This window comes from Mucilaginibacter daejeonensis, from assembly GCF_020783335.1.
GTDB classification, from domain to species: domain Bacteria; phylum Bacteroidota; class Bacteroidia; order Sphingobacteriales; family Sphingobacteriaceae; genus Mucilaginibacter; species Mucilaginibacter daejeonensis.
In genome coordinates this window covers 3662563-3674973 of sequence record NZ_CP086068.1, presented here as the reverse complement: position 1 = coordinate 3674973, position 12411 = coordinate 3662563, and the positions used below count along the sequence as shown (strand labels likewise).

10 protein-coding genes are annotated in these 12411 nt (G+C 49.9%); 5 read left to right on the top strand and 5 right to left on the bottom strand.

The window, feature by feature from the left end; all coding sequences use genetic code 11:
• Positions 1-127 precede the first annotated feature (127 nt).
• Positions 128-628: a DinB family protein gene (locus tag LLH06_RS15665; protein ID WP_228170233.1), complete on the top strand. Its 501-nt coding sequence runs from the start codon at positions 128-130 to the stop codon at positions 626-628.
• Here the strand turns inward: LLH06_RS15665 and LLH06_RS15660 are convergent.
• Positions 618-1277 (bottom strand): phosphatase PAP2 family protein, encoded by a 660-nt coding sequence (locus LLH06_RS15660; protein ID WP_228170232.1) that lies wholly within the window; start codon positions 1275-1277, stop codon positions 618-620. The genes LLH06_RS15665 and LLH06_RS15660 overlap by 11 nt on opposite strands.
• A gap of 346 nt (positions 1278-1623) precedes the next feature.
• On the opposite strand from LLH06_RS15660, the gene LLH06_RS15655 reads away from it, so the two are divergent.
• Positions 1624-4158, top strand: a complete 2535-nt coding sequence (locus LLH06_RS15655; protein WP_228170231.1) for a BamA/TamA family outer membrane protein — start codon at positions 1624-1626, stop codon at positions 4156-4158.
• A gap of 22 nt (positions 4159-4180) precedes the next feature.
• On the opposite strand, the gene LLH06_RS15650 is transcribed toward LLH06_RS15655, so the two are convergent.
• On the bottom strand, positions 4181-4801 hold the full coding sequence (locus LLH06_RS15650; RefSeq protein WP_228170230.1) for a tetratricopeptide repeat protein: 621 nt from the start codon (positions 4799-4801) through the stop codon (positions 4181-4183).
• Between the two features lie 103 nt (positions 4802-4904).
• Between LLH06_RS15650 and guaA the strand changes: the two genes are divergently transcribed.
• The 3 genes from guaA to LLH06_RS15635 are packed head-to-tail and all read left to right on the top strand — an operon-like array spanning position 4905 to position 8867.
• Positions 4905-6434: a glutamine-hydrolyzing GMP synthase gene (guaA, locus tag LLH06_RS15645; RefSeq protein ID WP_228170229.1), complete on the top strand. Its 1530-nt coding sequence runs from the start codon at positions 4905-4907 to the stop codon at positions 6432-6434.
• Entirely contained in the window at positions 6391-7665 is a 1275-nt protein-coding gene (locus tag LLH06_RS15640; protein ID WP_228170228.1) for a hypothetical protein, read from the top strand. Before guaA ends, LLH06_RS15640 begins: the two co-directional genes overlap by 44 nt.
• On the top strand, positions 7662-8867 hold the full coding sequence (locus LLH06_RS15635) for an RsmB/NOP family class I SAM-dependent RNA methyltransferase (protein ID WP_228170227.1): 1206 nt from the start codon (positions 7662-7664) through the stop codon (positions 8865-8867). The genes LLH06_RS15640 and LLH06_RS15635 overlap by 4 nt, the downstream gene beginning before the upstream one ends.
• Before the next feature lie 30 nt (positions 8868-8897).
• Here LLH06_RS15635 and LLH06_RS15630 read toward each other — a convergent pair whose 3' ends face one another.
• From LLH06_RS15630 to LLH06_RS15620, 3 genes are all read right to left on the bottom strand, one after another.
• The gene (locus LLH06_RS15630; RefSeq protein ID WP_228170226.1) at positions 8898-9476 is read right to left on the bottom strand and encodes a MarC family protein; all 579 of its coding nucleotides are present in this window, start codon (positions 9474-9476) and stop codon (positions 8898-8900) included.
• Positions 9477-9479: 3 nt separating this feature from the next.
• Positions 9480-10673: an MFS transporter gene (locus LLH06_RS15625; protein ID WP_228170225.1), complete on the bottom strand. Its 1194-nt coding sequence runs from the start codon at positions 10671-10673 to the stop codon at positions 9480-9482.
• Between the two features lie 91 nt (positions 10674-10764).
• A complete protein-coding gene (locus LLH06_RS15620) occupies positions 10765-12297 on the bottom strand; it encodes an amino acid permease (protein ID WP_228170224.1) in 1533 nt (510 codons plus the stop codon).
• Between the last annotated feature and the right edge of the window lie 114 nt (positions 12298-12411).

The following is a 12411-nucleotide window of genomic DNA, read 5'->3' as shown; positions in this document are numbered from 1 at the left end:
CGTCAAAGCCGGAAGAAGCCACACATATATTTTAGTGATCGCTGTGGGCGTGCTGTAACTATCTCTAAAAATATTAGTAAATAATGTAGCGATCGATCATCTTTGTATCCAAGAACATCTGCACTTTATGTACCACCACATTCAAGATTTTTTGGCCGATTGGAAGCTCGCGGCCGAGAACACCGCAAAGATATTTGCAAACATCACCGAGGAAACAAAGGCCGAAAAGATAGCGCCCAATATTCGCACGCTGGAGCGTTTGGCGTGGCACATCACGCAAACGATCACCGAGATGGGTAGCCGTGCCGGCATCTTTGATCATGACGCCTTAGAGGATCAGCCTATCCCAGCGACCTTTTCCGAGATAGCGGCTACACATGCCCGCTATAATGCTTTATTGGCCGATGCCGTTTACTCGCGTTGGACCGATGCCAGCCTGACCGATCGTGTGCAAATGTACACCGAGGAATGGACCAAGGGAGTGGTACTGTCCGTTCTGGTATCGCATGAGGCGCATCACCGCAGCCAAATGACCATTATCATGCGCATGCTGGGGTTGATGGTACCCGGTCTGTATGGCCCATCGGCCGAGGAATGGGCGGCCTACGGCATGCCTGCTATGGCGTGACCAGTTCGGCCGTAGAGGTCATGGCCAGTGCTTTAAGGCGACGCTCGCGGGCCCGGTCCCTGAACATGAATTTTTGAAGTTTATTGGTTAGGTAGGCCGTACCCGAACCTACGATCATACCACATAATACATCGGTAGGATAGTGGGCACCACGATACATGCGTGAATAGGCCGTAGCACCCGCAAAGGCAAAGCTTGGCGCGATCACGTACCATTTAGGATAAGCCATACTTACTGATGTGGCCACCGCAAAAACGGTAGAGGTATGCCCCGAAGGAAAAGAATAATCAGTTGGAGAGGTGTTGCCTTGTAGTTCCACCCTGTCGGCCCAGGTCACGAATGGGCGCTGGCGCTGGATGGTCTTTTTCATATACATGGTGAGTACGGTGTTACCGGCCAGTGCCATGCCTGTTGTGAAAGCGGTTTGCTTTAATTTTTGATCATGTGTGGCCAACCCCACAGCCATTAAAGCCACCGGCGTAGCTGCCGACATGTAAATGGCCCGGTCAGACATGAACTTCCAGGCGGCGTTCTCTGATGAGGCATTGTTAGGGTTGAACTTATTCAACAAGGCGATATCCAGGTTTTGAGCCTTAGTTATCACGGTGCTCAAGATCAGCAACAAAAGCAGTAATCGTCTTTCTTTCATCAACAGGTCAATAATTAGGGGGATCGGTCATATCATAACTCCCAAAACGCATTTATATTTTGTTAGCCGCTTTATCCATTTCGATCACGCGCAACAAATGGTGCGGCTTTGGGAAGTACTGATGAGGTGTTGTACGGAATCTCTCCTAAGTTTGTTTTTGTGAACTTTAAGTTAATTAAAGACCGTGGTCATATCAATGTCTAATTTTTTTTAGCAACACCGGCGGCTTGCTCAACACAGATCCGTATGTTGAATGTTATAACGCTTAGCTTAACTTTGCCTAAGCTGCCCACACTCTTTTATGCATAAAATATCTTACCCGCGCGCTGTACTTTCTTTATCGCTTTTGTCACTCGGTTTCGCTCAGCAACTGGCTACGGCGCAATCAAAACCCGACAGTATCGTGATCAGGGCAGGTGCCCGTTATGATAGCGTGGGGGCCTTACACCGCATCTTACTGGGCGAGAATTACCGCAAAGAATGGGCAGCGCCTGTAAAAGTGCGGGTTTTGGACCTCAGCAAAGAAAAGGGCGGCCTCAAGATCGAGCAAAAAGGTGGCGGTATGCAAACCAAGTCTTTACGGCTGGTGGATCCTACTGGGCATGAGTGGGTGCTGCGTTCGGTGCAAAAATTTCCTGAACGTATCTTGCCTCCGGCACTGCGCGCCGGCCTGACCAAAGTGATCATTGATGACCAGGTGACCACCGGCAATCCATTTGCTGCGCTTACCGTGCCACCCATGGCCGAAGTGCTTGGTGTACCGCATTCTAACCCCGAGATCGTTTATATAGGTGATGACCCTGCGTTAGGTAAATACCGTAAAGACCTGCGCAACGATGTTTACCTTTTTGAAGAACGCGAGCCACTGGAAAGTGAGGACACCGACAATACCCACAAGGTTCAAAAAAAGCTACGTGAGGATAATGATGTTCGGATAGATGCCAAAATGGCCCTGCGCGCCCGCATATTGGATATGATCATTGGCGACTGGGACCGTCATGATGATCAGTGGCGCTGGGATAAGGATAAAAGCAAGAAAGAGACCGTTTACACAGCCGTACCGCGCGACCGTGACCAGGTATACTACAAAACCTCAGGCATACTGCCTTGGATCGTGGCGCATCAATGGTTAAAGGCCAAATTTCAGCCCTTCAAACCGGAGATACGCGATATCAAGACCTGGAACCTGAACGGCATGTACTTCGATCGTTACTTTTTGGCCGAGATGGACGAAAAGGACTGGAAAGAGCAGATCGCCTACGTACAGAGCCACCTTACTGATGAAGTTATCACCAAGGCCATGCACCGCATGCCGCCGGGTGTGTTCGCCATATCGGGTGAGGAGCTGATCAGGACCGTGAAAGCCCGCCGTGACAATATGAGCAAGCAGGGGATGGATTACTACCGTTTCCTGTCGGCCCAGGTAGATGTGGCGGCGAGTGCCAAGAACGAGCAGATCAAGGTGGCACTCAAAGACAGCGGCAAGGTGAAACTCACCATCAGCAATATCAAAAAGGATAATAGCGTTGGCCGGGATGTTTTCGAGCGCACCTTTGATCCTAAGGTGACCAAAGAGGTGCGTGTTTATGGCTACGGCGGTGGCGACCGTTTTAAAGTGACCGGCAGCGGCAGCAGCCCGATCAAGTTCAGATTGGTAGGTGCGCCGGGTGTAGATACCTTTACGGTAGCTAAGGAGGTTGATGATAAACGTAACCTGTACATCTACGACCGGTCTGACGAGGCCAACGTGTTGCCTTCACGAAAGCAGGCCAAGATCCATACCGCTGCCGATACCAGCGTGACCTATTACGACCGCAAGAACTACCAGTACGACCGCCCGCAACCGATCGTGTTCGCCAGATATAATAACGATTACGGCGTGATCCTGACCGGTGGGTTCGCCTATACCAAATATGGTTTCCGCAAGGCGCCATATGATTGGCGCCAGGAATTGTTGGTGGATTATGCTTTCGGCCGTAAATCATGGCGCATCCATTACAACGGCGACTTTAAGCAAGCCGTTGGTAATAATGACATCATGATCCACTTTACCTCGCGCGGTCCTGATAATATCAGCAACTTCTTTGGCATCGGCAACAACACCGTGTTCCAAAAGGATAGCGAGTGGATCAAGTTCTTCCGCAACCGTTACGATTATCTGTATGGCGATGCACGCCTTGCCCACACCTACGGCAAAGTGAAATTGAGCGCAGGTGTTACCGGTCAATACTACCATGCATATCAAGGCGATAATGACAACCGCTACTTACAAGTATATGATAAGCTGAACCCGGGCGAGCAGGTGTTCAGCAATAAAACATTCGCGGGTTTGATCGCCGGTGCCGAGATAGATACGCGTAATAACCTGCTCATGCCTACAAAGGGTGTGTACTTTGAGACCACCGTACGCGGCTTGCAGCAATTGAATCAGGACAATGCCCGTTACGGCCAATTATTAAGTGAGTTCAGTTTCTATTGGGACGCCCGCCGCGACTCTACTTTCGTGCTTGCTACGCGTTTTGGTGGTGGTACCACATTAGGTGATCCGGAGTTCTTCCAGCAACTGAAATTGGGCGGATCCGACAATTTGAGAGGCTTCCGTACCTGGCGTTTCACCGGCCGCAGCATGCTTTACAACAATGTGGAAGCACGCATCAAGTTATTTGATTTCAACTCGTACCTATTTCCGGGCCGTTTGGGTTTGATCGCCTTTAATGATATCGGCCGTGTATGGTCGCCCGGCGAATCATCCTCCCAATGGCATGATGGTTATGGCGGTGGCTTTTACCTGATCCCTGCTCAGTTGCTGTTGATCCAGGCTACGCTGGCACGCTCGCACGAGGGCAAGTTCGTGTACGTGAACCTGGGTTACCGTTTCTAACGGTGGACCGAGTAATTGTTGGTCAATTATCGTTCAGGATATCTACACACTTCTTTTGCAGTGGCTTCAAGCGGGCAGGTAGCTGGTTGAATGCCGCTGCATCGCCAATGTTGGTGTACAGTTGTTTGATCAGCTGTAGATTTTCGTCATAGGGGTCGCAGGCCTGTACCTTTTCTAAATGAGGAAGCGCCTTTTTTGCCATGGCAATGTATTCGGCACGTAGCTTTTGATAATTGGCTGCATCGCCTTTACTGGCGTTCAGTTTATTGGTGAGCTCTTTAGCTTGATCAAGGTACAGGTGCCCCAAAGCCAGGTGAGCCACATAATAATCGGGCTCGGCAGCGATCACCTTTTCATATAACGGCCGGGCCTTGTCAAATTGTTGGGTATCCTCATACAGCTTGGCCAAACTATTATAGAAGGGGATCTGTGTTTTGGCAGGCAATTGGTTGGCGACAGGCAAGATCTGCAAGGCCAAATTCAAGGCTGATGCTGTATGACCCTGAAGCCGTTCCAGGTTCATGTCGGTATATTTATTGTAAACACTATCTGCCTTTTGCGCATACGCCGATAGCGAGCCGGCAATGAGCAGCAGGGCTGTGAGCAGTTGCCGGGGGATGGTCAGTAGGGTAGATGTTCTCATTTTCAAGAGCTAAACTACACATTCAACGCCATTCCGTCTTACATCTTATCGATCATCTCACAACTCTTTCCCCATTTATCGGCTCAAAAACATATCTTTGCTCATGCCTGAAAAAATTCTTATTCTCGATTTCGGCTCACAGTTCACCCAACTTATAGCGCGCCGCGTACGAGAGCTCAATATCTATTGCGAGATCCACCCCTTCAACAATTTTCCTGACATCGACAGCACCATCAAAGGTATCATCCTTTCTGGTAGCCCTTACTCGGTAAGGCAGGAAGATGCCCCGCAGTTCGACTTTGCCCCTTACCATGGTAAAATGCCTATACTGGGTGTTTGCTACGGTGCGCAATATCTGGCGCAGCATAACGGCGGCGAGGTGTTACCATCTAACACCCGCGAATACGGCCGGGCCAATCTTCAATACATCGAGCAGGAGAACCCATTGTTCAAGGACGTACCTATGAATTCGCAGGTGTGGATGTCGCACGGTGATACGATCACCAACGTGGCCGATACCTTCGAGATTATTGCTAGCACCGATAGCGTGCGCGTGGCGGCCTACCATATCAAAGGCTCGCAAACCTACGGTATACAGTTCCACCCGGAGGTTACGCACAGCCTTGACGGTAAACAACTATTAAAAAACTTTTTAGTAGATATATGTGGATGCCACCAGGATTGGACATCCGAATCATTCATTGATACCACTATTGCCGGTTTGAAAGAAAAACTGGGCGATGACAAGGTGGTGTTAGGGCTTTCAGGCGGTGTCGATTCATCAGTGGCAGCCGTGCTGTTGCACCAGGCCATCGGCAAGAACCTGTATTGCATATTTGTTGATAACGGGTTGTTGCGTAAGGATGAGTTCGAGTCGGTATTGGATTCGTACAAGCACATGGGCCTTAACGTGATCGGTGTTGATGCTAAACAACGTTTTTACGATGCGTTGCAAGGCTTAAGCGACCCTGAGAAAAAACGTAAAGCTATCGGCCGCGTGTTCATCGAAGTGTTTGATGATGAAGCTCATAAGGTGCAAGATGTTAAATGGTTAGGACAGGGCACCATTTACCCTGACGTGATCGAGTCGGTATCGGTAAAGGGTCCGTCGGCCACCATCAAATCACACCATAACGTGGGCGGATTGCCTGATTTTATGAAGCTGAAAGTGGTTGAGCCGTTGAACACCCTGTTCAAGGATGAGGTTCGCCGTGTAGGTAAGGCTTTAGGCATCGATGATAATATTTTAGGCCGTCACCCATTCCCGGGGCCAGGTTTGGCTATCAGGATATTAGGCGAGGTAACGCCTGAAAAGGTGGACATACTGCAACAAGCCGATGCTATTTATATCAACAATTTACGCCAGGCCGGTGTTTACGATAAGGTTTGGCAGGCCGGCACCATTTACTTGCCGGTACAGTCGGTAGGGGTAATGGGCGATGAGCGTACTTACGAGAACGTAGTATGTTTACGTGCCGTAGAATCGTTGGACGGTATGACCGCCGACTGGTGCCATTTACCATATGATCTGCTTGCCAAGATCAGCAACGAGATCATTAACAACGTAAAAGGCATTAACCGGGTAGTATATGACATTAGCTCGAAACCACCGGCTACTATTGAGTGGGAATAAAAAACTTTGGCTGCTGGCGCTGGTGATCATCAGCGCCTGCTCGCCAAAAGTACGTACCGTGGGCCGTACAGGCCCATCGGCTAATGGAACGCCCACACAGCCGGTCAAGCCACAAGCTACTACTCCGGCCACTACCAAACCGGCTACAACGGTCGAGCATGCTCGTGTGTCCAACATCTCGTTGTTGTTACCGTTCGGCCTTGATAACCTCAATTCGGTAAAAGGTTATAATGCGGCCGACCTCAAAAAAGCCAATATAGCGGTAGATTATTACCAGGGCTTTAAACTGGCGCTTGATTCGCTTACTGCCAAAGGCTACAATTACAAGTTACAGGTATTTGATACGCGCGATGAGTTGGCTTACACGCATAGCTTATCCGTGAACCCATCGGTACGTAGCAGTGCGTTGATCGTTGGTCCTGTATTTCCCGAAGGGCTTAAAACTTTCATTGGTACACCGGCATCCTTGACCAGGCCGCTGGTATCGCCGTTGTCGCCAGCCTCGCCTGACGACCTGCACAGCGATAAGCTGATCACCGTGATGCCTCCATTGGAGTATCATGCCGCTGCGGCCGCTAAATTTGTGCATACACGCGTAAAGCCGCGCAAGGTGTTCATCCTGCTGTCGGGCTTTAGTGAAGATAAAAAGTTCATTACGCCATTCAAGCACAGTATGGATACGGTGAGCAAACGTAAGGTGCAGGTGGTATACTTTATCGTATCGCACGGCAGCCTGACCAAGTTGCTTCCGCAGCTGAACAACAAGGTCGAGAACGTCTTCATCGTTCCGGCGCAAAACAAGTCGTTCCTGACCGTTACCCTACGCTCACTGGATACCCTTTCAAGACATTATCCGGTAACTACGATCGGTCACCCTAATTGGGAAAAGCTGACCTTTTTGAAAGCAGACATTCTGCAGCGCATCAAAGCCCACATCACGTCAAGTGACCGTGTGAGCTACAGGCAGTCGGCCACCACAGCGTTCATACGCTCGTACCGCCGTTTTTATGGCAGCGAGCCATCGGCCTATGCTTACAAGGGTTTTGATGAGGCTATGTACTTTGGTGGGTTAGTGGCGCAAGAGGGTGACGCACTTTCTCATTTAGATCAATATCCTTACCAGGCATTGCATAACCGTTTCGATTTTGTGAGGAGGCCGGGCTTAGGATGGATAAATGCCCATGTGAATGTGCTCAAATACACTAACTTTGAGTTAAAACAGGTACAATGAAAGCCCTTAACCAGCTCAAGACCTTTCAACGCATACTGGCCGAGTACCCGGCCGATGTTCAACTGAATAAGTTCCTTCCAGGCTTTTTCAGGCAGAACAAGCAAATGGGCTCTACCGATCGTAAGGTGGCCAGCCGGTTAGTATATAACTACTTCCGCCTGGGTAACGCCCTGGCCGACCTGCCTGCCGAGGACCGCCTGATGGTGGCCGAGTTCCTGTGTAATACCCAAACCAACTCCTTCCTGCTGCATTTTAAGCCAGAGTGGGAGGCCTGTATACATTTCGACCTGCAGGAAAAACTGGATATGGTGAAAGCAGGCTATCCACAGTTCGACCTGCATGACGTTTATCCGCAGCACGGGCAACTGTCGCCCGCTATAGATAAAGAAGCTTTTTTGAGATCATTCTTTGTTCAGCCTGATCTTTTCATCAGGGTGCGTAAAGGCTTTGAGGCGCAGGTGAAGGCTACGCTTAGCCAGGCAGGAGTGACCTTTAAAGATGAAGGCCACAACTGTTTGACGTTACCTAACGGTACCAAGCTTGAGACCTTGTTCCCTAATCAGCACTGGTTCGAGGTGCAGGACCATTCTTCGCAACAGACCGCACGGTACTTCAGGCCGCAACGTTGGGAGAAATGGTGGGACGCCTGCGCCGCATCAGGCGGAAAGTCACTCTTGCTGCATGAGCAACAGGCCGACCTGAAGTTGGTGGTCTCTGACGTGAGGGAGAATATACTGGCCAACCTTGATGAACGCTTCAGGCAGGTGGGTTTGATGAAGTACCAGAAAAAGATACTGGACCTGACCCAAAATCCCGACTACCTGATGCATGATTATGCTTTTGACGGTATCATACTGGATGCGCCCTGCACCGGCTCTGGCACCTGGGGGCGTACCCCCGAGCTGATCACCCAATTTGATGGGCATCGCATCGCTTTTTTTCAGCGCCTGCAGCAAAGTATCGCCCGCAATGTGGCCAAATACCTTAGCCCCGGTAAGCCGCTCATTTATATCACCTGTTCGGCCTTCAAAGCAGAGAACGAGGACGCGGTCGACTATCTGACCGAAGAGTTAGGATTAGAGCTGGAAGAGATGCAGGTGTTGAAGGGTTATGAACACAAGGCCGATACCATGTTCGTTGCAAGATTGATAGCGCCGGATAAGCCAAAAAGTCTTAACGACCGATCAGTGGAGATGGAATAGTGTCCGCTCTTAGCTCTTGCCTCTCTTTTTTTACAGCCCGCTATTACTTCTGAATAGCTTGATGGCTATGGCCAATAGGATCACGCCAAACGCTTTACGCAGCACTCCCAAGCCCGTTTTGCCTAATAGTTGCTCCAACAGTTTCACGTTCTTGAGTACCACGTAAACGATCGCCGTATTGAGCATGATCGCTACTACGATGTTGATGGTGGCGTATTGTGATTTTAAGGATAGCAAGGTGGTCATGGTACCTGCACCAGCAATGAGAGGGAAGGCCAGCGGGACGATAGATACGGTAGCAGGGATGTGGTCGTCTTCCTTAAACACCTGTATACCCAAGATCATCTCCATGGCAATGATAAAGATCACCAATGAACCGGCAATGGCAAATGACGCTATGTCAAGACCAATGATCTTTAGCATCTCATCACCCACGAACAGGAACATCACCATGAGTACGAGGGCGGTCAGCGCAGCTTTTTCAGATTGAATATGGCCCGCACGTTGCCTCAGGTCGATAATGATGGGGATGGATCCCACGATATCGATAATGGCGAAAAGGATCATGGTCACAGACAGTACCTGCCTGGGGTCGAAGGCGTTCAGCATACATCAGTGAGCGTTTTGCTGCTCTTTGGTTCTCAGCCTAAAGGTAAGCAAAAGGCCAGTCAAAATAAAAAAGGCCGAAAGAAAGAACACCGCATGTATGGAAACGGCGGTGATCAAGCCTGCTGCTATGGGGCCAAGCGTTTGCCCTACCGAGGCATACGACTGGTTAACGCCCAGTATCTCGCCCTGGCGGTCATCGCTGTTGTGATCGGCTATAACGGCATTCAGCATAGGGTTACGTAGCCCGTTGAACAGGCCGTAAACGTAAATGCAAATGATGAACGGTATTAACGCGCTGGTGAATCCTGAGAGTGCCATGGCTATAGCACAAAGAGTGGTAGAAATGATCAGCACCGACGACCTTGAAGGAATGAGTTTATTGATCAGCGGTACAGCCAGTTGCATCAGGATGCCTGTTACGCCAAAGCCGGCATATAACAGCCCGATCTGCGCTGGCTTGATCTTCAACTCATCAACCGAAAAGGTTTGAAAACCGATGATCATCACGAACTGGGCCATGGTCAGCAAAAAGCCGGTGAACACCGCTGTGCCGATCACTGGGATCTTTAAAGCGGTGATCAGTGACGAGAAATTGAAGTTCTTGGGGCGGTCGCTTTTAGCGTCTGCTTTTGCCGCCTGGTCTTTGTTCTTTGAGGTGTCCTTCAGTAAAAAGATAGAGCATAAGGCGCCGATGAGGGCAATGTCCGCCGCAAAATAGAACGGTACCTGCATGCCCCAATTGCTTAATGAACCGCCAATGGCTGGCCCCAGCACAAAACCGAACCCGAAGGCTGAACTTAATATGCCGAATTTTTTAGCGCGGTCCTCGGAGGTGGAACTGTCAGACACCATGGCCTGCGCTACCGATATATTACCGCCGGTGATGCCGTCTAATATCCGCGCAGCAAAAAGCATCAACAGGTTCTGTGCAAAGGCGAATACCAAAAAAGAGATACAGGTGCCTACCAGGCTTATGGCCAATAGGGGTTTGCGTCCCCAACGGTCAGACAGGGCGCCCAGCAGGGGCGTGGCGAAGAACTGGGCAACGGAAAATGACGCTGTTAAGATGCCAATGGTTTGCTCGTTAAGGCCGAACTTTTTGCCATAGTCGTAAAGCAACGGCACAATGATGCCGAAGCCCATCGAGTTGATGACGCATATGAATACCAGTATCCATAGATTTTTGTCGGCTTTCATTGAGGTTGATAACGGTGTGCACGTTACTAAGGATCATTAACAAAAAAGGTTCTGCTTGCGGCAGAACCTTTTTTGTTATGTATGAAGGATGTTACTCAACGTAAGTAGGATTAGGTGGATCGAACGGGATACCGCTGTCACCGTGGCGCACCTTTGAATGTTTGATGCTATAGCCAAAGTAGATAACAAAACCGATAGCCAGCCAAACGATCAGTCGGGCCCAGTTCTCCCAGCCCTCGCTGGCGATCATTGACAAGCAAACTAACGCACCCAGCGGGCAAACGATCATGTAAGCCGGGGTCTTGAACGGACGCTCGATGTTAGGGTCGGTCTTGCGGAGGATAAAGATACCGATACATACTAATACGAAAGCGAACAGCGTACCTATACTCACCATATCGCCCACGATGCTATCAGGCACAAAACCTGCGAACAACGATACGAATACGAAGAATAACCACTGTGATTTGTATGGCGTGCGGTATACCGGGTGAAGTTTAGAGAACACTTTAGGTACCAGGCCGTCGGTGCTCATGGTGTAGAACACGCGGGTCTGGCCCATCAGCATCACCAGGATAACCGATGAGAAACCGGCCAGGATGGCCACTGTTACTAATTTAGCCAACCAGCCATATCCAGGCATGTGATTGCGTATAGCATATGATACTGAAGCTTCGCTACCTTGGGTCAGGAACTCTTTGTAAGAGGCCACACCGGTCAACACGTGCGAGAACAGGATGTATAAAGCGGTACAGATCACCAATGACACCAGGATACCCAGTGGCATATCTTTCTGTGGATTCTTAGCTTCTTGGGCAGCAGTTGAAACCGCATCAAAACCTATAAAGGCGAAGAATACGATACTGGCTCCACGCAATACCCCGAACCAGCCGTGATTACCAGCAGCGGCGTAGTCATGTATAGCACCGGTATTCAGTTTAACGGTACCGGCATCAGCAGGGATCATGTATGGGGTGTGGTTAGCCGGGTTGATGAACTGCCAGCCGAAGCCGATGATCAGCAACACGATGGCCACTTTAACGAACACGATGATGTTATTTACCAATGCCGACTCGGCCGTGCCACGGATCAGCAGCATGGTCAGTAATAAGATGATCAGGATAGCTGGAAGGTTAACGATACCATGCACGCCCAGATCCGACACCTGGAACGGCGAATGGCTCCACTCATAAGGTATGGTGAACCCGAAGAACGTATTGAGCAGATCGTTGAGATATTGCGACCAGCCTATGGCAACTGTTGCAGCACCCAAGGCATATTCCAATACGAGATCCCACCCGATGATCCAGGCGATGAACTCGCCCATGGTAGCGTATGAATAGGTGTAGGCACTACCCGCGATAGGGATCATACTGGCGAACTCAGCATAGCAAAGACCTGCCAGTGCGCAACCTATAGCAGCGATGATAAATGAAATGGTAACAGCCGGACCTGCGTTGCCACCGGCAGCTGCCGCTGTACGGACGAACAGACCCGCGCCAATGATAGCCCCGATACCCAATGCGATCAAGGCAACCGGCCCAAGGGTACGTTTTAAACTCTTATCCGACTCGACCGATGCAGCAAGCAACGACTTGATGGATTTTTTAATAAATAAACTCATGTTTTTTGAACAGTTGTATAGATTTGATCATGTTTATCCCTTCAAACCTAACCATTTTTATTGATAATCTAAAGGGTGGGGCGGGTAGCGTACAAACACAAGCCAAAATTGTTG

Coding starts and splice junctions, on each gene's coding strand:
- LLH06_RS15640 (WP_228170228.1), top strand. CDS start 6,391: ATGACATTAGCTCGAAACCACCGGCTACTATTGAGTGGGAATAAAAAA.
- LLH06_RS15660 (WP_228170232.1), bottom strand. CDS start 1,277: ATGAAAGAAAGACGATTACTGCTTTTGTTGCTGATCTTGAGCACCGTG.
- LLH06_RS15625 (WP_228170225.1), bottom strand. CDS start 10,673: ATGAAAGCCGACAAAAATCTATGGATACTGGTATTCATATGCGTCATC.
- LLH06_RS15635 (WP_228170227.1), top strand. CDS start 7,662: ATGAAAGCCCTTAACCAGCTCAAGACCTTTCAACGCATACTGGCCGAG.
- guaA (WP_228170229.1), top strand. CDS start 4,905: ATGCCTGAAAAAATTCTTATTCTCGATTTCGGCTCACAGTTCACCCAA.
- LLH06_RS15665 (WP_228170233.1), top strand. CDS start 128: ATGTACCACCACATTCAAGATTTTTTGGCCGATTGGAAGCTCGCGGCC.
- LLH06_RS15630 (WP_228170226.1), bottom strand. CDS start 9,476: ATGCTGAACGCCTTCGACCCCAGGCAGGTACTGTCTGTGACCATGATC.
- LLH06_RS15650 (WP_228170230.1), bottom strand. CDS start 4,801: ATGAGAACATCTACCCTACTGACCATCCCCCGGCAACTGCTCACAGCC.
- LLH06_RS15620 (WP_228170224.1), bottom strand. CDS start 12,297: ATGAGTTTATTTATTAAAAAATCCATCAAGTCGTTGCTTGCTGCATCG.